The following is a 20,476-nucleotide window of genomic DNA, read 5'->3' on the forward strand; positions in this document are numbered from 1 at the left end:
CTATTTCAACAAATGCTGGTTTTTTGAATGCATAACGACAAAGATCTCTCCACGTGGCAAACCTTCCGCCGACTCTGGCCGATGATTGCACCCTTTAAAGCAGGCCTGATCGTGGCGGGTGTAGCGTTAATCCTCAACGCAGCCAGCGATACTTTTATGTTATCGCTCCTCAAACCGTTACTGGACGACGGTTTTGGTAAAACGGATCGCTCAGTGTTGCTATGGATGCCTCTGGTGGTTATCGGGCTGATGATCTTACGTGGTATCACCAGCTATATCTCCAGCTACTGTATCTCCTGGGTTTCCGGGAAAGTGGTTATGACCATGCGCCGTCGTCTGTTCAGCCACATGATGGGCATGCCGGTCTCATTCTTTGACAAGCAATCCACCGGGACGCTGCTGTCTCGTATTACCTACGATTCAGAGCAGGTTGCCTCCTCCTCTTCAAGCGCGCTGATTACCGTCGTGCGCGAAGGAGCGTCGATCATCGGTCTGTTTGCAATGATGTTCTATTACAGCTGGCAGCTGTCGCTGATCCTTATCGTGCTGGCACCGGTCGTGTCCATTGCTATCCGCGTCGTCTCAAAGCGCTTCCGCAATATCAGTAAGAATATGCAGAACACCATGGGGCAGGTGACGACCAGCGCAGAACAGATGCTGAAAGGGCACAAAGAAGTGTTGATCTTCGGCGGTCAGGAAGTTGAAACCAAACGCTTTGACAAAGTCAGCAACAAAATGCGTCTGCAGGGGATGAAGATGGTCTCGGCCTCTTCCATCTCTGACCCGATCATTCAGCTGATTGCCTCACTGGCGCTGGCGTTCGTTCTTTATGCGGCAAGCTTCCCGAGCGTAATGGAGACGCTGACGGCGGGTACTATCACCGTAGTCTTCTCCTCGATGATTGCCCTGATGCGCCCGCTGAAATCCCTGACCAACGTGAACGCCCAGTTCCAGCGCGGGATGGCCGCCTGCCAGACGCTGTTCAGCATTCTGGATTCTGAACAGGAAAAAGACGAAGGTACACGCGAGGTAGAGCGCGCCCGTGGCGACGTGGAGTTCCGCAACGTGACCTTCACCTATCCAGGCCGCGAAACGCCGGCTCTGCGCAATATCAACCTGACGATTCCGGCAGGTAAAACCGTTGCGCTGGTAGGCCGCTCCGGCTCCGGTAAATCCACCATTGCGAGCCTCATCACTCGTTTCTACGATATTAACGAAGGTGAGATCCTGCTGGATGGTCACGATCTGCGGGAGTACACCCTGCAGTCGCTGCGTAACCAGGTTGCGCTGGTTTCTCAGAACGTGCATCTCTTCAACGATACGGTTGCCAACAACATTGCTTATGCACGCACTGACGAGTACAGCCGCGAGCAGATTGAGAACGCCGCGCGTATGGCGTATGCAATGGACTTTATCAACAAGATGGATAACGGTCTGGACACGATAATCGGTGAAAACGGGGTACTGCTCTCCGGCGGTCAGCGCCAGCGTATCGCCATTGCGCGCGCGCTGCTGCGCGATAGCCCGATACTGATCCTGGACGAAGCAACCTCTGCACTGGATACGGAATCTGAACGCGCGATTCAGTCGGCGCTGGATGAACTGCAAAAGAACCGTACTTCGCTGGTGATTGCGCACCGTCTGTCCACTATTGAGCAGGCAGATGAGATCGTCGTGGTTGAGGACGGCATCATTGTTGAACGCGGAAGCCATGCCGATCTGCTGGAACATCGTGGCGTTTACGCCCAGCTTCATAAGATGCAGTTCGGCGAATGATTGCACGCATCTGGTCCGGTGAATCCCCGCTGTGGCTGCTGCTTTTGCCGCTCTCCTGGCTGTACGGTTTGGTGAGCGGCATTATTCGCCTGTTTTACCGTCTGGGGATCAAGCGTGCCTGGCGCGCGCCGGTTCCGGTAGTCGTGGTGGGTAACCTCACGGCGGGCGGCAACGGCAAAACGCCAGTGGTGATCTGGCTGGTGGAGCAGTTGCAAAAACGCGGCATCCGCCCCGGCGTGGTGTCGCGTGGGTATGGTGGTAAAGCGGCGCACTACCCATTGCTGCTGTCGGCGGAAACCACGACCGCAGAAGCGGGTGATGAGCCAGTATTGATTTTCCAGCGTACCGGCGCGCCGGTTGCGGTCTCCCCGGTGCGCAGCGACGCCGTGCAGGCGCTGCTTGCCGCGCATGCAGTACAAATCATTATTACTGACGATGGCCTGCAGCATTACGCTCTGGCGCGTGATAAAGAGATTGTAGTTATCGACGGCGTTCGTCGTTTCGGCAACGGCTGGTGGCTGCCCGCTGGCCCCATGCGTGAACGCGCTTCGCGTCTGAAGTCCGTTGATGCGGTGATTGTTAACGGCGGTGAAGCCGAGGCGGGTGAAATTCCTATGCGTCTGTTACCGGGAATGGCGGTCAACCTGGTGACGGGTGAACGCCGGGCGGTTGCAGAACTGCCTTCGCTGGTGGCAATGGCGGGTATTGGTCATCCGCCGCGCTTCTTCGCGACGCTGGAACAGTGTGGCGCCCGGCTGGAAAAACGCGTTCCGCTGGCTGACCATCAGGCGCTGGTGGCAGAGCAGGTTGAGGCGCTTACCGCGCCTGGCCAGACGCTCATTATGACCGAAAAAGATGCGGTGAAATGCCGTGCCTTTGCGAAAGAAAACTGGTGGTATCTGCCGGTTGACGCTGAACTCAGCGGCGAACAGCCGGAACAATTGCTTAAGGAACTGATTGCGTTGGTGCAGTAGAGGCTTACGCGGTTCTGGTGGCGCTTTGACTGACAGGAAAACGCATGTCTTTACCGCAACTCTCGCTTTCAGCCGCACGTCATTTACACCTTGCCGCGCAGGGGCTGCTCAAAAAGCCCCGTCGCCGCGCGCAGCCTGCCGATATCCTCTCTACCGTCCAGCGCATGTCGCTGCTCCAAATCGACACCATTAACATTGTCGCCCGTAGCCCTTACCTGGTGCTGTTTAGCCGCCTGGGGAGTTATCCTCCGCAGTGGCTGGATGAGGCGCTCTCCAAAGGGGAGCTGATGGAGTACTGGGCTCACGAAGCCTGCTTCCTGCCCCGTAGCGATTTCGCCCTGGTGCGTCACCGTATGCTTGCTCCGGAAAAGATGGGATGGAAATACCGGCAGGCGTGGATGGAGGAACATGAGGCCGAAATAGAGCAGCTTATCAGCCATATTCAGGAAAACGGCCCCGTTCGATCCGCCGATTTTGAACATCCGCGCAAAGGTGCAGGCGGATGGTGGGAGTGGAAGCCGCACAAGCGTCATCTTGAAGGGTTGTTCACGTCAGGCAAAGTCATGGTCATTGAACGGCGTAATTTTCAGCGCGTTTATGATCTGACGCATCGCGTGATGCCTCACTGGGACGACGAGCGGGATCTGCTTACCCAGGAGGTGGCCGAGGCCATCATGCTGGAGAACAGCGCCCGCAGCCTGGGCATTTTCCGTCCGCAATGGCTGGCAGACTATTACCGCCTCCGTCAGCCTGCGCTGAAGCCTCTGCTGGAGATGTGGCAGCGTGAACAGCGAGTTATTCCCGTTATGGTGGAAACGCTGGGAGAAATGTGGCTGCATGAGGATCTTGTCCCTCTGCTGCCCGAGGCTCTGGAGGGGAAACTCCGGGCGACCCACAGCGCGGTGTTGTCACCTTTCGATCCGGTGGTTTGGGACAGAAAACGCGCCGAGCAGCTGTTTGACTTCAGCTACCGGCTTGAATGCTATACCCCGGCGCCAAAGCGGCAATACGGCTACTTTGTTTTACCGCTGCTGCACAAGGGACAACTGGTCGGACGCATGGATGCCAAAATGCACCGCAAGACCGGCACGCTTGAAGTCATTGCCCTTTATCTGCAAGAGGGCATCAGGGTCACGGCGAGCCTGGAAAAAGGGTTAACGTCCGCCATTAGCGAGTTCGCGCGCTGGCAGGAGGCTCGCGACGTAACGCTTGGCCGGGTACCTGACGGGTTATTCACATCCTGTCGAAGTGGCTGGGAAACAGGCACGCCCTGAAAAGGGAATGTGTTAAGCTTTAGCGATTACCCATACGGAGGAACTATGGATCACCGTTTACTTGAAATTATTGCCTGCCCGGTATGCAACGGCAAACTTTACTACAGCCAGGACAAACAGGAGCTGATCTGCAAGCTGGACAGTCTGGCCTTCCCGCTGCGTGACGGCATTCCGGTACTGCTGGAAAATGAAGCCCGTTCCCTGGTGGCAGAAGAGAGCAAACCATGAGTTTTGTTGTCATTATTCCTGCACGTTATGCCTCAACGCGTCTGCCGGGTAAACCGCTGGTAGATATCAACGGCAAGCCGATGATTGTGCATGTCCTTGAGCGGGCGCGTGAGTCCGGTGCCGACCGCATTATCGTTGCAACCGATCATCCTGATGTCGCCCGTGCGGTTGAGGCCGCAGGCGGTGAGGTGTGCATGACCCGCGCCGATCACCAGTCCGGCACCGAGCGTCTGGCGGAAGTGGTTGAGAAATGTGGTTTCAGTGACGATACGGTCATCGTCAACGTGCAGGGCGACGAGCCGATGATCCCGGCCGTTATTATCCGTCAGGTGGCGGAAAACCTGGCGCAGCGTCAGGTCGGTATGGCGACGCTCGCGGTGCCTATTCACCACGCTGAAGAGGCATTCAATCCGAATGCGGTGAAGGTGGTGATGGATGCCGAAGGCTATGCGCTCTATTTCTCCCGCGCTACGATTCCGTGGGATCGCGATCGCTTTGCGCTCTCTAAAGAGACCATCGGTGATTCTTTCCTGCGTCATATTGGGATCTACGGCTATCGCGCCGGCTTTATTCGCCGCTATGTAGCCTGGGCGCCGAGCCCGCTGGAGCATATCGAAATGCTGGAGCAGCTTCGCGTGCTCTGGTATGGCGAAAAAATCCACGTTGCCGTTGCCCGCGAAGTACCGGGAACGGGCGTTGATACCCCAGAAGATCTTGAGCGCGTCCGCGCCGAGTTGCGCTAATCCCGCCTGCATCCCTCCTTTCGGAGGGATGTCCTCTCCCCGCAAATTCCCCTTTCTTTACCCTAATTGATCTCTTCCGGGTGACATCTTCACGCTGTGCGCTCATTATAAAAGCAGTAGTCTTAATAGGGGTAATCTCATATGGAACAGCTGCGTGCCGAACTTAGCCATCTGCTGGGTGAGAAGTTAAGCCGGGTCGAATGCGTGAGTGAAAAGGTCGATACCGCGCTCTGGTCGTTGTATGACGGCCAGGGCAACCCGATGCCGTTGATGGCACGAAGCTTCTCGTCGCCGGGCGTGGCCAGGCAGCTTGCCTGGAAAATGTCGATGCTGGCACGGGAGGGAACCGTCCGTATGCCGACCGTGTACGGCGTGATGACCACGAGGAACATCCCGGCTCGGACGTACTGCTGATTGAGCGTTTACGCGGTGTGCCGGTTGAAGCGCCCGCGCGTACGCCGGAACGCTGGGAACAGCTGAAGGATCAGATTGTTGAGGCGCTGCTGGCCTGGCACCGACAGGATAGCCGCGGGCTTGTTGGTCCGGTTGACAGCACCCAGGAAAACCTGTGGCCGCTGTGGTATCGCCAGCGGGTGGAAGTGCTGTGAGGGACGCTTAACCAGTTCAACAATACCGGTTTGACCATGCAGGACAAACGTATTCTGTTTCGCACCCGCGAGTGCTTACCGGCGCTGTTCGACGGCTTTAACGACAACTGCGTGCTGATCCACGGCAATTTTACTCTGCGCAGTATGCTCAAAGACTCCCGCAGCGATCAGCTTCTGGCGATGCTAGGGCCGGGGATCATGCTCTGGGCACCGCGGGAATATGAGCTGTTCAGGCTCAGCGACAGCGGGGCGGCGGAAGGTTTACTGTGGCACTACCTTCAACGCGCGCCCGTTGCAGAGGCGTTTCTCTGGCGTCGCTGGCTTTATTTGCTCTGGGACGAAGTGGCGCAGCTGGTCAACACCGGACGTTTCAATCGCGCCAACTTCGATCTGGCGGCTAAATCACTCTTGCCCTGGCTCGCCTGACGAGCCTTTCAGCCATTGCCAGAGGCGTCCGAGCGTCTCGTAGCCGACGCGATCGCTATGCATCAACCACATCGGAGAGGGGATCACCCGTTCCCATGGGTTGAGCGGCGCGCTGATGGCCATCTGGTTTGCCGGTGCGGGAAGCGGGTGCAAACCTTGCTTCTCGAAGAAAATCATCGCTCTTGGCAGGTGCGAGGCGGAGGTCACCAGTAAGAACGGAACATCGCCAATCGCCTGCTTCACCGCGGCAGCCTCTTCCTCGGTATCCTTTGGGCTGTCCAGCGTGATGATAGAGGAACGCGGTACGCCGAGCGATTCCGCGATTCTGGCTCCCGCTTCAGCCGTACTCACCGGGTTGGTTTTGGCCGCTGCGCCGGTGAAGATCATTTTTGATCCCGGATTCGCCAGCCACAGGCGAATACCTTCGTTTAGCCGCGGCAGGCTGTTGTTGATCAGGTTCGAACTGGGGGCCCAGTCAGGGTCCCAGGTATACCCGCCGCCCAGCACAACGATGTAATCAACTTTCTGGTTTCCCTGCCACGTAGGATACCTGTTTTCGATGGGGCGCAGCAGTCCATCCGCCACCGGCTGCAGGCTCAGCAGCAGCAGGACCAGCCAGCCGAACGTAATAAGCGTTTTGCCACTCTTCTGAAAGCGACTAAACCACACCAGCGCCAGCCCCAGCGCGATGATGATAAGCAGCAGCGGAAGGGGAAGCATCATCCCTCCAACGTATTTCTTAAGGGTAAAAAGCATCCTTTTTGGTTCCTTTTTTGACCATACAGCAGATGATTACCGGTGATATTACACCAGAGAGGTTCATTCTCCGCGCGGGTGTGACAAAATAGCGGTTTTGCAGTTAGCGAGTGGAACTCTCCCAATGCGGGATCGCAATTTTGATGACATCGCGGAAAAGTTTTCGCGCAACATTTATGGCACCACGAAAGGGCAGCTCCGTCAGACGATCCTCTGGCAGGATCTGGACACTATTCTGGCGACGTTCGGTGGTCAAACGTTGCGCGTGCTGGACGCCGGAGGCGGTGAAGGGCAGACGGCGATAAAAATGGCTGAACGCGGTCATCACGTCACGCTTTGCGATCTTTCTGCTGAAATGGTCGCCCGCGCGACGCGTGCGGCAGAAGAGAAAGGTGTGAGCGACAACATGCATTTTATACAATGCGCCGCTCAGGACATCGCGCAGCATTTGGAAACCCAGGTTGATCTGATATTGTTTCATGCGGTGCTGGAGTGGGTTGCCGATCCGCAAAGCGTGTTACAAACCCTGTGGTCAATGTTACGTCCGGGCGGTACGCTGTCGCTGATGTTCTACAATGCTAACGGCTTCCTGATGCACAACATGGTGGCAGGGAACTTCGACTATGTTCAGGTCGGGATGCCGAAAAAGAAAAAACGCACGCTTTCCCCGGACTATCCGCGCGATCCGCAGCAGGTTTACGGCTGGCTGGAAGAGATTGGCTGGCAGATCGTCGGGAAGACGGGCGTCAGGGTGTTTCATGATTATCTGCGTGAAAAACACAAACAGCGTGACTGTTTTGACACCTTAACAGAATTAGAAACGCGGTATTGCCGCCAGGAGCCGTTCGTCAGCCTTGGCCGCTATATTCACGTCACCGCGCACAAGCCGCAGATGCAAGGATAACCTATGAGTGAATTTTCCCAGACAGTCCCCGAACTGGTTGCCTGGGCCAGGAAAAACGATTTCTCCATCTCGCTGCCGGTAGACAGACTCTCTTTCCTGCTGGCGGTTGCCACGCTGAACGGCGAACGGCTGGATGGTGAAATGAGCGAGGGTGAACTGGTGGATGCGTTCCGCCACGTCAGTGATGCGTTTGAGCAAACCAGCGAAACCATTAGCGTGCGTGCCAATAACGCAATCAACGATATGGTGCGTCAACGTCTGCTGAACCGCTTTACCAGCGAGCAGGCGGAAGGAAACGCCATCTATCGCCTGACGCCGCTGGGCATCGGCATCACCGATTACTACATTCGCCAGCGCGAATTTTCCACGCTGCGTCTCTCCATGCAGCTGTCGATCGTGGCGGGTGAGCTTAAACGTGCCGCCGACGCGGCCGATGAAAACGGTGACGAATTCCACTGGCACCGCAACGTTTACGCGCCGCTGAAATACTCGGTGGCCGAGATTTTCGACAGTATCGATCTCACTCAACGTCTGATGGATGAGCAGCAGCAGCAGGTGAAAGACGATATCGCGCAGCTGCTGAACAAAGACTGGCGTGCGGCCATTTCCAGCTGTGAACTTTTATTGTCAGAAACCTCCGGTACGCTGCGTGAGCTGCAGGATACGCTGGAGGCCGCAGGGGACAAGCTGCAGGCCAACCTGCTGCGCATCCAGGATGCGACCCTGGCGCACGACGATCTGCATTTTATCGACCGTCTGGTGTTTGATCTGCAGAGCAAACTTGACCGCATTATTAGCTGGGGCCAGCAGTCGATCGATCTGTGGATCGGCTATGACCGCCACGTGCATAAATTTATCCGTACCGCGATTGATATGGATAAAAACCGCGTCTTTGCTCAGCGTCTTCGTCAGTCGGTACAGACCTACTTTGATGCACCGTGGGCGCTGACCTATGCCAATGCCGATCGTCTGTTGGATATGCGCGACGAAGAGATGGCGCTGCGCGATGAAGAGGTCACCGGTGAACTGCCGCCGGATCTGGAGTACGAAGAATTCAACGAAATTCGTGAGCAACTTGCGGCGATGATCGAAGAACAGCTCGCCGTCTACAAAACCAGACAAGCGCCGCTGGATCTTGGGCTCGTGGTGCGCGACTATCTGGCGCAATATCCGCGCGCGCGCCACTTCGACGTTGCCCGCATTGTGGTAGACCAGGCGGTGCGCCTGGGTATCGCGCAAGCAGACTTCACCGGACTGCCGCCGAAGTGGCAGCCAATTAACGATTACGGAGCCAAGGTACAGGCGCATGTCATTGACAAATATTGAACAAGTGATGCCAGTTAAGCTGGCACAGGCGCTGGCGAATCCGTTATTTCCGGCGCTGGACAGCCAGCTGCGTGCCGGTCGTCACATTGGCCTGGACGAGCTGGATAATCACGCCTTTTTGATGGACTTCCAGGAGTACCTGGAAGAGTTTTACGCCCGCTATAACGTGGAGCTTATCCGCGCGCCGGAAGGCTTTTTCTATCTGCGCCCGCGTTCCACGACCCTGATCCCGCGCTCCGTGCTCTCCGAGCTGGACATGATGGTTGGCAAAATTCTTTGCTATCTCTACCTCAGCCCGGAACGCCTGGCAAATGAAGGCATCTTCACCCAGCAGGAGCTGTACGATGAACTGCTGACGCTGGCGGATGAGAGCAAACTGCTTAAGCTGGTGAATAACCGTTCGACGGGGTCGGATCTTGACCGTCAGAAATTACAGGAAAAGGTTCGCTCTTCCCTGAACCGTCTGCGCCGTCTGGGGATGGTCTGGTTTATGGGCCACGACAGCAGCAAATTCCGCATCACGGAATCGGTCTTCCGCTTCGGCGCCGACGTTCGTGCGGGCGATGACGCGCGTGAAGCGCAGCTTCGCATGATCCGCGACGGTGAAGCGATGCCGGTGGAAAACCATTTGCAGCTCAATGATGAGCATGAAGAGAATCTGCCGGATAGCGGGGAGGAAGAGTAATGATTGAACGCGGTAAATTTCGCTCACTGACGCTGATTAACTGGAACGGCTTCTTTGCCCGAACCTTCGATCTGGATGAGCTGGTCACGACGCTCTCCGGTGGTAACGGGGCGGGTAAATCCACCACCATGGCGGCGTTTGTAACGGCGCTGATCCCCGACCTGACGCTGCTTCACTTCCGTAACACCACCGAAGCGGGCGCGACAAGCGGCTCCCGCGATAAAGGCCTGCACGGTAAGCTGAAAGCGGGCGTCTGTTATTCCGTGCTGGACGTCATCAACTCCCGTCACCAGCGCGTAGTGGTGGGCGTACGTCTGCAACAGGTTGCCGGCCGCGACCGTAAAGTGGATATCAAACCGTTCGCCATTCAGGGGCTGCCAACCTCCGTACAGCCGACCGCGCTGCTGACGGAAACGCTGAATGAACGCCAGGCGCGCGTCCTGACGCTGCAGGAGCTGAAGGACAAGCTTGAAGCCATCGAAGGGGTGCAGTTTAAGCAGTTCAACTCCATTACCGACTATCACTCCCTGATGTTCGATCTGGGCGTGGTGGCGCGCCGTCTGCGCACCGCTTCAGACCGTAGTAAATACTACCGTCTGATCGAAGCGTCCCTGTACGGCGGTATCTCCAGCGCCATTACCCGTTCCCTGCGTGACTACCTGCTGCCGGAAAACAGCGGCGTGCGTAAGGCCTTCCAGGACATGGAGGCGGCACTGCGTGAAAACCGCATGACGCTGGAAGCGATTCGCGTTACCCAGTCTGACCGCGACCTGTTTAAACATCTGATCAGCGAAGCGACCAACTACGTGGCGGCGGACTACATGCGCCACGCCAACGAGCGCCGCGTCCATCTCGATCAGGCATTAGAATATCGCCGCGAGCTGTTTACCTCCCGTAAACAGCTGGTGGCCGAGCAGTACAAGCACGTCGAAATGGCGCGCGAGCTGGGTGAGCACAACGGTGCCGAAGGCGATCTGGAAGCCGACTACCAGGCCGCCAGCGATCACCTGAACCTGGTGCAGACCGCGCTGCGTCAGCAGGAAAAGATCGAACGCTACGAAGCGGACCTCGATGAGCTGCAAATTCGTCTCGAAGAGCAAAATGAAGTAGTGGCCGAAGCCGCCGAGATGCAGGAAGAGAATGAAGCCCGCGCCGAAGCCGCCGAGCTGGAAGTGGACGAGCTGAAAAGCCAGCTTGCGGACTACCAGCAGGCGCTGGACGTGCAGCAGACGCGTGCGATTCAATACAACCAGGCGCTGCAGGCGCTACAGCGTGCGAAAGAACTGTGCCATCTGCCAGACCTGACGCCGGAAAGTGCCGACGAATGGCTGGACACCTTCCAGGCCAAAGAGCAGGAAGCCACCGAGAAACTGCTCTCGCTTGAACAGAAAATGAGCGTCGCGCAAACGGCGCACAGCCAGTTTGAACAGGCTTATCAGCTGGTAGTTGCCATTAACGGCCCGCTGGCGCGTAGCGAAGCATGGGACGTTGCCCGTGAATTGCTGCGCGACGGCGTCAACCAGCGCCATCTGGCCGAGCAGGTGCAGCCGCTGCGTATGCGCCTGAACGAGCTGGAACAGCGCCTGCGCGAGCAGCAGGAAGCCGAACGTCTGCTGGCCGAGTTCTGCAAGCGTCAGGGTAAACATTACGATTTCGACGAGCTTGAGGCCCTGCATCAGGAGCTGGAAGCACGTATTGCGGCCCTGTCCGATACCGTATCAAATGCCAGCGAACAGCGTATGACGCTGCGTCAGGAGCTGGAGCAGCTTCAGTCCCGTTCGAAGGCGCTTTTGCAGCGTGCGCCGGTCTGGCTGGCAGCGCAAAGCAGCCTGAACCAGCTCAGTGAACAATGCGGCGAGCAGTTCGAGTCCAGCCAGCAGGTGACCGAATACCTGCAACAGCTGCTGGAGCGCGAGCGCGAAGCCATTGTTGAACGTGACGAAGTGGGTGCCCGCAAGCGTGACGTCGATGAAGAAATCGAGCGCTTAAGCCAGCCGGGCGGGTCAGAAGATCCGCGTCTGAACGCCTTAGCCGAGCGTTTTGGCGGCGTACTGCTGTCTGAGATTTACGATGACGTTGGCCTGGACGATGCGCCGTACTTCTCCGCGCTGTACGGTCCATCCCGCAACGCAATTGTGGTGCCGGATCTGTCGCTGATTTCTGAGCAGCTCGCAGGGCTGGAAGATTGCCCGGAAGATCTCTATCTGATCGAAGGGGATCCGCAGTCGTTTGATGACAGCGTTTTCAGCGTTGACGAGCTGGAAAAAGCGGTGGTGGTGAAAATCGCCGATCGCCAGTGGCGTTACTCCCGCTTCCCGGAGCTGCCGCTGTTTGGCCGCGCCGCGCGCGAAAGCCGCATCGAGAGCCTCCACGCCGAGCGTGAAACGCTGTCTGAACGCTTTGCTACTCTGTCGTTTGACGTACAGAAAACCCAGCGTCTGCACCAGGCGTTCAGCCGCTTTATCGGCAGCCATCTGGGCGTGGCGTTTGAAGCCGACCCGGAAGCGGAAATCCGCAAGCTCAACACCCGCCGTGGCGAGCTGGAGCGCGCGATTGCCAGTCATGAAAGTGACAACCAGCAGAGCCGCGTCCAGTTCGAACAGGCGAAAGAGGGCGTCGCTGCCCTTAACCGCATTCTGCCGCGCCTGAACCTGCTGGCGGATGACACGCTGGCCGACCGCGTGGATGAGATCCAGGAACGTCTGGATGAAGCCCAGGAAGCCGCGCGCTTCGTGCAGCAGCACGGCAACCAGCTGGCGAAGCTGGAGCCCGTCGTGTCTGTACTGCAGAGCGACCCGGAACAGTTCGAGCAGTTAAAAGAAGATTATGCCTGGTCGCAGCAGGTGCAGCGCGAAGCGCGTCAGCAGGCGTTTGCCCTGACGGAAGTGGTGCAGCGTCGTGCGCACTTCGGCTACTCCGATTCGGCTGAAATGCTGAGCGGTAACAGCGACCTGAATGAAAAACTGCGCCAGCGCCTTGAGCAGGCGGAAGCGGAACGTACCCGCGCTCGCGAAGCGATGCGCAGCCACTCCGCTCAGCTGAACCAGTACAACCAGGTGCTGGCTTCGCTGAAAAGCTCCTTCGACACCAAGAAAGAGCTGTTAAACGACCTGCAGAAAGAGCTGCAAGACATTGGCGTTCGTGCCGACAGCGGGGCGGAAGAGCGCGCGCGCATTCGTCGTGATGAGCTGCATAGCCAGCTCAGCAATAACCGCGCGCGTCGTAATCAGCTGGAAAAAGCGCTCACCTTCTGCGAAGCGGAAATGGATAACCTGACCCGCCGCCTGCGCAAGCTGGAGCGCGACTATCATGAAATGCGCGAGCAGGTCGTGACGGCGAAAGCGGGCTGGTGCGCCGTGATGCGGATGGTGAAAGATAACAACGTTGAACGTCGCCTGCACCGTCGCGAGCTGGCATACCTTTCTGCCGATGAGCTGCGTTCGATGTCGGATAAGGCGCTGGGTGCGCTGCGTCTGGCGGTGGCGGATAACGAACACCTGCGCGATGTGCTGCGCATGTCAGAGGATCCGAAACGTCCTGAACGTAAAATTCAGTTCTTCGTTGCGGTTTATCAGCACCTGCGCGAGCGTATTCGTCAGGACATTATCCGTACCGACGATCCGGTCGAAGCCATCGAACAGATGGAAATTGAGCTGGGTCGCCTGACGGAAGAGCTTACCTCCCGCGAGCAGAAGCTGGCGATCAGCTCCCGCAGCGTGGCGAATATCATTCGCAAAACCATTCAGCGCGAGCAGAACCGTATCCGCCAGCTGAACCAGGGGCTGCAGAGCGTCTCGTTTGGTCAGGTCAACAGCGTGCGTCTTAACGTCAACGTGCGTGAAGCCCACGCGACGCTGCTGGAAGTGCTCTCTGAGCAGCACGAGCAGCATCAGGATCTGTTCAACAGCAACCGTCTGACCTTCTCCGAAGCGCTGGCGAAGCTGTATCAGCGCCTGAATCCGCAGATTGATATGGGCCAGCGTACGCCGCAAACCATCGGTGAAGAGCTGCTGGACTATCGTAACTACCTGGAAATGGAAGTTGAGGTAAACCGTGGTTCAGACGGCTGGCTGCGTGCGGAATCCGGAGCGCTGTCGACCGGTGAAGCGATTGGTACCGGGATGTCGATTCTGGTGATGGTGGTGCAGAGCTGGGAAGATGAAGCGCGCCGCCTGCGCGGGAAAGACATCTCCCCATGCCGACTGCTGTTCCTCGATGAAGCGGCGCGTCTTGATGCCCGCTCGATTGCCACGCTGTTTGAGCTTTGCGAACGTCTCGATATGCAGCTCATCATTGCGGCACCGGAAAACATCAGCCCTGAAAAAGGCACCACCTATAAGCTGGTGCGTAAAGTGTTCCAGAACAGCGAACACGTGCACGTTGTAGGGCTGCGTGGCTTTGCGCCGCAGCCGCCGGAGTCATTGCCGGAAACCACGGCAGACGCTTCCTGAGGCGTTTTGTTACAAAGAGCGGCGCAGAAGCGCCGCTTTTTTTATTCTCTTAACTTGTGTTCAGGGCTGCGTTATCTTTAAACTTCTTTACATAAGGTAAGGCAACAGAGTTGTCGTCTACCTATAATAAAATAAAGCCCCACCGTGATGGGCATGTCGTGAAAACAGGGGGCAAGGGATGTTGCTAAAGAAAGAATGTGGTCGTCAGCTGTCAGCGCTGAGTTTATGTCTGGCAGTGATGTTTGCTCCACTGTTAACCGCCCAGGCCGACGAGCCTGAAATTGTGCCGACTGACAGCACCGCAACGACAGGCGCGCAGCCGACGTCATTATCTCAGCCGCTGGAACAGTCTACGGCAACGGCCATCATGGCCGGGATTAAGCCGCTGCCGGAAGGCATCGACGTTGAATCGCTCAGCCAGCAGCTCCAGACAGGCCTGCCTTCAGGCTACACGCCTGCCTATATCAATCAGCTCACGCTGCTTTATGCTGCCCGCGATATGAAACCCATGTGGGAAAATCGTGAAGCCGTGCGCGCCTTCCAGCAACAGCTGGCGGAAGTGGCGATTGCGGGATTCCAGCCGCAGTTTACGAAGTGGGTTGAGCTGTTAACCGATCCTGCCGTCACCGGTCAGGCGCGGGACGTGGTCCTTTCCGATGCCATGATGGGCTACCTGCAGTTTGTGGCGGGTATTCCGGTCAATGGCAACCGCTGGCTGTACAGCGATAGGCCCTATAAGCTGGCGACGCCAGCCCTGTCGGTGATTAACCAGTGGCAATTAGCGCTGGATAACGGCGACCTGCCGCGCTTCATTGCCAGCCTCGCGCCGGCGCATCCACAGTATGCCACGATGCACCAGTCGCTCCTCGCGCTGGTGGGGGACTCGCGTCCATGGCCGCAAATGCGGGGGACCGCAACGCTGCGTCCGGGTCAGTGGAGCAGCGATGTGCCAGCCCTGCGCGAGATCCTTAAACGCTCCGGTATTCTTGATGGCGGGCCGAAGATTGCCCTGCCGGGCGACGATCCGCAAAGCGCAGTGGTCAGCCCGTCAGCGCCCGTAAAAGAGAACAGGGCCACTACCCTGAGCAATAAGCCCGAGGCTTACGATCGCGAGCTGGTCGCCGCGGTTAAACAGTTCCAGGCCGCTCAGGGGCTGGGAGCCGATGGCGTCATTGGACCCTCAACGCGTGACTGGCTTAACGTATCGCCTGCGCAGCGGGCCGGGGTGCTGGCGCTTAATATTCAGCGTTTGCGTTTGCTGCCGGGCACGCTGTCTACCGGCATTATGGTCAATATCCCGGCCTATTCACTGGTTTATTATCAGGATGGTAGCGAGAAGCTGGCCTCGCGCGTGATTGTCGGGCGTCCGGATCGCAAAACGCCGATGATGAGCAGCGCGTTAAATAACGTGGTGGTTAACCCGCCGTGGAATGTGCCGCCGACGCTGGCGCGTAAGGACATTCTGCCTAAGGTCTGGAACGATCCGGGTTATCTGGAACGTCACGGCTATACGGTCATGCGTGGCTGGAACAGTAAAGAGGCGATCGATCCTTACATGGTTGACTGGTCGACGATCACGGCCTCCAACCTGCCGTTCCGCTTCCAGCAGGCTCCCGGAGCGCATAACTCGCTGGGGCGCTACAAATTCAACATGCCAAGTTCAGATGCTATCTATCTGCACGATACGCCGAACCACAATCTGTTCCAGAAAGATACCCGGGCACTGAGTTCAGGCTGCGTGCGCGTGAATAAAGCCTCGGAGTTGGCCAACATGCTGCTGCAGGATGCGGGCTGGAACGATACGCGTATTTCTGACGCCCTGAAGCAGGGTGATACGCGCTACGTGAATATTCGCCACAACATTCCGGTTAATCTTTATTATCTGACAGCGTTTGTGGGTGAAGACGGTCGCACGCAGTACCGTACAGATATTTACAATTATGATCTCACCGCGCGATCCGGCGCACAAATTTTGCCAAAAGCGGAACAATTAATCAGGTAAATGAAGTAGTTCGGGAAAAATGATTGTCGTAAGTTATGGTGAATCGGGGCCAATATCGCTGTAAGCCGCGTATTCACTGGGGTTGGGCGCCTTGACGTACCCTGTTTTGCCAGTTAAGGTGCCCTTCGTGCGCTAAGCATATTACGATTTCCTTGACCTGTAGACCTGATTATCATGGACAAATTTGACGCTAATCGCCGCAAGCTGCTGGCGTTAGGTGGTGTTGCGCTTGGCGCAGCGGCCATCTTACCGACGCCAGCATTTGCCACCCTCTCGACACCTCGTCCGCGCGTTTTAACGCTCAGCAATCTTCACACCGGTGAGTCGCTAAAAGCGGAGTTTTTCGATGGCAGAGGCTATATTCAGGATGAATTAGTAAGACTCAACCATTTTTTCCGTGATTTCCGCGCGAATAAAGTAAAAGCCATCGACCCAGGACTGTTTGATCAGCTTTTCCGCCTTCAGGGCCTGCTGGGCACCAGCAAGCCGGTGCAGCTTATTTCTGGTTATCGCTCGATTGATACCAACAATGAACTGCGCGCCCATAGCCGTGGGGTAGCGAAAAAAAGCTACCACACGAAGGGACAGGCAATGGATTTCCACATTGAAGGCGTTTCGTTAGCCAATATTCGCAAAGCCGCGTTATCTATGCGCGCGGGTGGTGTAGGATATTACCCACGTAGCAACTTTGTGCATATTGATACCGGGCCGGTTCGGCACTGGTAATAACGAAACACAGGAGCAGTATGAACTATCGTATTATTCCGGTTACCGCGTTCTCCCAGAACTGTTCATTAATCTGGTGCGAGCAAACCAAACTGGCCGCGCTTGTCGATCCCGGCGGTGACGCTGAGAAAATCAAGCAGGACGTTGCCGACAGCGGCGTGACGCTGATGCAGATTTTACTGACGCATGGTCACCTCGACCACGTAGGCGCAGCGGCTGAACTGGCTAAACACTACGGTGTGCCGATTATTGGCCCGGAAAAAGAAGATGAGTTCTGGCTGCAGGGGTTACCCGCCCAAAGCCGCATGTTTGGCCTTGATGAGTGTCTGCCATTGACGCCCGATCGCTGGCTGAACGAAGGAGAGCGCGTTAACGTAGGGAATGTGACTTTACAGGTGTTGCATTGTCCTGGGCATACGCCAGGCCATATCGTCTTCTTTGACGACCAGTCCCGTCTGCTGATTTCCGGCGATGTGATTTTCAAAGGTGGCGTAGGACGCAGCGATTTTCCGCGCGGCGATCACGGGCAGCTGATTCAGTCGATTAAACAGAAGTTATTGCCGCTGGGTGATGACGTAACGTTTATCCCTGGACACGGTCCGATGTCGACGCTGGGCTATGAACGGCTCCATAACCCGTTCCTTCAGGATGAAATGCCTGTCTGGTAACCAGCATAAAAAAAGCCTGCTTAACGCAGGCTTTTTTGTGGGCGCAAATTACAGGACGGCGACAATCGCTTCGCACAGTGGCGCCATGTTGTCAGGGGTCATGCCTGCAACGTTTACGCGGCCAGAGGCTACGGCGTATACGCCAAACTCTTCACGCAGACGCAGAACCTGCTCTTTGGTCAGGCCGCTGAACGAGAACATACCGTTCTGTTTGATGATGAAGCTGAAGTCGCGGTCAGCGCCTTTCTCAGCCAGGGTGTTCACAAACAGCAGGCGCATGCGCTGGATACGCTGACGCATATCGTTCAGCTCTTGTTCCCAAATCGCGCGCAGCGCATCGTTGCTCAGAATGGTCGCAACAACAGACGCACCGTGTGCCGGCGGGTTGGAGTAGTTCGCGCGGATCACGGATTTCATCTGGCTGAAGGCGCGATCGACGGTTTCATCGTTCGCCGCAACCAGCGTACAGGCACCTACTCGCTCATTGTACAGACCAAAGTTCTTGGAGTAGGAGCTTGCAACGATCAGCTCCTGATGAACGGCAGCGAACGCGCGCAGGCCTTCTGCATCTTCTTCCAGACCGCGGGCGAAGCCCTGGTAAGCAAAGTCAAACAGCGGCAGCCAGCCTTTCTCAACGGAGAGCTTCGCCAGGTGTTCCCACTGCTCAAGCGTTGGATCGATACCGGTTGGGTTGTGGCAGCAGCCGTGGAACAGCACCACGTCACCCGCCTGCGCTTCGCTCAGGCTTGAGAGCAGGCCGTCAAAGTCGAGAGCGTGGTTTGCCGCGTCGTAGTAAGCATATTCGCGCACTTCCAGACCTGCAGAGTTAAAGACGCTCTTGTGGTTCGGCCAGCTTGGGTTGCTCACCCAGACGCGCTTAACAGAGGTGTTTTTAGCAAGGAAATCCGCCGCCACGCGCAGCGCGCCGGTACCGCCAGGGGTCTGTGCCGTGCGGGCACGTTTGTCACTCACAATTGCGCTGCCTTTACCGAACAGCAGCTCCTGGGTGCAGCGACCAAATTCAGGGATACCATCAATACCGAGGTAGTTTTTGGTGGTTTCATTTTCCAGCAGATACTGCTCAGCTTTCTTAACGCTGGTCAGTACCGGAGTTTTGCCGGTTTCATCTTTATATACACCAATACCCAGGTTGATTTTGCCAGGGCGGTCGTCGGCACGAAACAGATCGGCCAGGCCCAGAATAGGGTCGGCAGGAGCGGCGGTAATGTTCTCAAACATGACGAAGTTCCATTGTGATTACAGAAGTGAAATCCGCTATCAGGTTAACGGGAGATTTACAAAATGCCAACCGTTTGCGACGAAAAGCGTGCGGCTTTTCAAAAGTCGCCATTATTTTCTGTCAGGCATAAAAAAACAGGGCCGAAGCCCTGTTCATTATGCATATAACAAAGTGGTGTTCTGATTAGAACTGGTAGGTTACACCCACAGCAGCCATATCGTCGTTGCCGTTCAGACCGCCAACAGCTTTCGCGTAGTCGGTGTCTTTATCCAGCAGGTTGATGTAGTAGTCAGCCCACACGTTGAAGTTTTTGTTGAAGTAGTAAGTGGTACCAACCTGGATGAATTTAGCCAGGTCTGCATCGCCACCGCTGAAGCCGCCGACGGCAGCCAGGTCTTTACCTTTGGTCTGCACGTAGGAGATTGCTGGACGCAGGCCGAAGTCGAACTGGTACTGAGCAACCACTTCGAAGTTCTGAGTTTTGTTAGCAAAACCTGCATCACCGCTAGAACCGGTACGGGTGGTGTTACGGGTTTCTGCATAGGTAGTTGCCAGGTAGAGGTTGTTAGCGTCGTATTTCAGACCCACGCCCCATGCTTCAGCTTTATCACCCTGGCCATCAGCTTTCTGGTTCAGAGTACGGTTAGCGTTGCTGTAAGATGCGATTGCACCGAAGCCTTCGCCGAAGTCGTAACCCAGGGAGTAACCTACGCCGTCACCGTTAGAGGTTTTAACGTCAGCACGGTCATTTTTACCCTGGTACTGTACGCCCAGGCTCAGACCGTCAACCAGACCGAAGAAATCGCTGTTACGGTAGGTCAGCAGGCCGGTGCTGCGGCTGGTCATAAAGTTATCAACGTAGTTACCGCCCCAGGTCATACCGGAGAAGGACGGCGCCATATCGGTGTATGACTCAACGTCGTATACGATACCGTAGTTACGACCGTAGTCGATGCTGCCAGCGTCGCCCGCTTTCAGACCAGCAAAGGCCAGACGGTTTTTGTTAGCCTGAGCGGTGTTCTCAGCCTGGTTAGCCATGAAGCGGTATTCCCACTGGCCGTAACCGGTCAGCTGGTCGTTGATCTGAGTTTCGCCTTTGAAACCGATCTGCGCGTAGGTAGCGTCGTTATTGTTAGTGTCATCGCCGGAGGTCACAAAATCGTGCTCGGCGTTAACTTTACCGTAGAAGTCCAGTTTGTTGCCGTTCTTGTTATAGATTTCTGCAGCGTTAGCTGCACCGGCTACCAGCAGGGCAGGGATTACCACTGCCAGAATATTGCGCTTCATCATTATTTATTACCCTCATTGGTTTTTTTATGACACTCGCCACTGCCGTCAATAAATTCTGTCAATAAATATTTCCGGAACTATTGATGAGAGTTTGGTGTCTTTATGTATCTGACAGGCATCTTTCCATTCACCGAAGCGTTTCGCTAGCCTGAAAGTGCTACAATTCTCAAGATTGAGTTACAGAAAGAAAATATGTGTAACTAAATGTGTATTTTTGGGAACTTTGTGAACCATCTCAAATTTCAGAACCCCCTGGCGAATTAAGCATCGGTTTGTTTCCTATATATATGAATTCCTTATGTTTAATTTGGATAAAGGCAATTCCTATAAACGAATGTTAAACGACTCGTTTTTTCTTATGACCCAATAAAGACTTCTGGATGGCTGAAAAATTGGTTG

Annotated in this window: 15 protein-coding genes and 1 pseudogene; 13 read left to right on the forward strand and 3 right to left on the reverse strand. The window is 56.2% G+C overall.

Annotated features, from left to right (window positions below):
* The first annotated feature begins 27 nt into the window (after positions 1–27).
* From msbA to ACMWL8_RS19770, 6 genes and pseudogenes are all read left to right on the forward strand, one after another.
* Complete coding sequence (gene msbA / locus ACMWL8_RS19745; RefSeq protein ID WP_028012570.1) at positions 28–1,776, forward strand: lipid A ABC transporter ATP-binding protein/permease MsbA; 1,749 nt, start codon at positions 28–30, stop codon at positions 1,774–1,776.
* Complete coding sequence (gene lpxK / locus ACMWL8_RS19750) at positions 1,773–2,750, forward strand: tetraacyldisaccharide 4'-kinase (RefSeq protein WP_045261762.1); 978 nt, start codon at positions 1,773–1,775, stop codon at positions 2,748–2,750. Before msbA ends, lpxK begins: the two co-directional genes overlap by 4 nt.
* Positions 2,751–2,794: 44 nt before the next feature.
* Positions 2,795–4,024, forward strand: coding sequence for a winged helix-turn-helix domain-containing protein (locus ACMWL8_RS19755; protein WP_045261761.1), 1,230 nt, complete (start codon positions 2,795–2,797; stop codon positions 4,022–4,024).
* A 45-nt stretch (positions 4,025–4,069) separates the two neighbouring features.
* On the forward strand, positions 4,070–4,252 hold the full coding sequence (ycaR, locus tag ACMWL8_RS19760) for a protein YcaR (RefSeq protein WP_006174474.1): 183 nt from the start codon (positions 4,070–4,072) through the stop codon (positions 4,250–4,252).
* Positions 4,249–4,995: a 3-deoxy-manno-octulosonate cytidylyltransferase gene (gene kdsB / locus ACMWL8_RS19765; RefSeq protein ID WP_028012573.1), complete on the forward strand. Its 747-nt coding sequence runs from the start codon at positions 4,249–4,251 to the stop codon at positions 4,993–4,995. The genes ycaR and kdsB overlap by 4 nt, the downstream gene beginning before the upstream one ends.
* Before the next feature lie 141 nt (positions 4,996–5,136).
* A pseudogene (locus ACMWL8_RS19770) lies at positions 5,137–6,029 on the forward strand (YcbJ family phosphotransferase).
* On the opposite strand, the gene elyC reads toward ACMWL8_RS19770, so the two are convergent.
* Positions 6,006–6,785 carry an envelope biogenesis factor ElyC gene (elyC, locus tag ACMWL8_RS19775; protein WP_028012575.1) on the reverse strand — a complete coding sequence of 260 codons (780 nt, stop codon included), beginning with the start codon at positions 6,783–6,785 and terminating at the stop codon, positions 6,006–6,008. The pseudogene ACMWL8_RS19770 and the gene elyC overlap by 24 nt on opposite strands.
* 124 nt (positions 6,786–6,909) lie before the next feature.
* Between elyC and cmoM the strand changes: the two genes are divergently transcribed.
* The 7 genes from cmoM (at position 6,910) to ACMWL8_RS19810 (ending at position 17,547) form a co-directional block, all read left to right on the forward strand.
* On the forward strand, positions 6,910–7,689 hold the full coding sequence (gene cmoM / locus ACMWL8_RS19780) for a tRNA uridine 5-oxyacetic acid(34) methyltransferase CmoM (protein ID WP_028012576.1): 780 nt from the start codon (positions 6,910–6,912) through the stop codon (positions 7,687–7,689).
* Positions 7,690–7,692: 3 nt separating this feature from the next.
* On the forward strand, positions 7,693–9,015 hold the full coding sequence (mukF, locus tag ACMWL8_RS19785) for a chromosome partition protein MukF (protein WP_041910621.1): 1,323 nt from the start codon (positions 7,693–7,695) through the stop codon (positions 9,013–9,015).
* The gene (gene mukE, locus ACMWL8_RS19790) at positions 8,996–9,700 is read left to right on the forward strand and encodes a chromosome partition protein MukE (protein WP_008499954.1); all 705 of its coding nucleotides are present in this window, start codon (positions 8,996–8,998) and stop codon (positions 9,698–9,700) included. Before mukF ends, mukE begins: the two co-directional genes overlap by 20 nt.
* Positions 9,700–14,151, forward strand: a complete 4,452-nt coding sequence (mukB, locus tag ACMWL8_RS19795; protein WP_045261760.1) for a chromosome partition protein MukB — start codon at positions 9,700–9,702, stop codon at positions 14,149–14,151. The genes mukE and mukB overlap by 1 nt, the downstream gene beginning before the upstream one ends.
* A gap of 178 nt (positions 14,152–14,329) precedes the next feature.
* On the forward strand, positions 14,330–16,153 hold the full coding sequence (gene ldtD, locus ACMWL8_RS19800; RefSeq protein WP_045261759.1) for a L,D-transpeptidase: 1,824 nt from the start codon (positions 14,330–14,332) through the stop codon (positions 16,151–16,153).
* A gap of 174 nt (positions 16,154–16,327) precedes the next feature.
* Positions 16,328–16,879 (forward strand): YcbK family protein, encoded by a 552-nt coding sequence (locus ACMWL8_RS19805; RefSeq protein WP_045261758.1) that lies wholly within the window; start codon positions 16,328–16,330, stop codon positions 16,877–16,879.
* A gap of 20 nt (positions 16,880–16,899) precedes the next feature.
* Positions 16,900–17,547, forward strand: a complete 648-nt coding sequence (locus ACMWL8_RS19810; RefSeq protein ID WP_028012581.1) for an MBL fold metallo-hydrolase — start codon at positions 16,900–16,902, stop codon at positions 17,545–17,547.
* Between the two features lie 48 nt (positions 17,548–17,595).
* Here the strand turns inward: ACMWL8_RS19810 and aspC are convergent, their stop codons facing one another.
* Together aspC and ACMWL8_RS19820 are read right to left on the reverse strand one after the other, a co-directional pair.
* Positions 17,596–18,786: an aspartate transaminase gene (aspC, locus tag ACMWL8_RS19815; RefSeq protein ID WP_045261757.1), complete on the reverse strand. Its 1,191-nt coding sequence runs from the start codon at positions 18,784–18,786 to the stop codon at positions 17,596–17,598.
* Positions 18,787–18,970: 184 nt separating this feature from the next.
* Positions 18,971–20,077, reverse strand: coding sequence for a porin (locus ACMWL8_RS19820; RefSeq protein WP_028012583.1), 1,107 nt, complete (start codon positions 20,075–20,077; stop codon positions 18,971–18,973).
* Positions 20,078–20,476 lie beyond the last annotated feature (399 nt).

The organism is Enterobacter sp. 04-C-12-SI-ECC, assembly GCF_047530715.1.
GTDB classification, from domain to species: Bacteria; Pseudomonadota; Gammaproteobacteria; order Enterobacterales; family Enterobacteriaceae; genus Enterobacter; species Enterobacter bugandensis.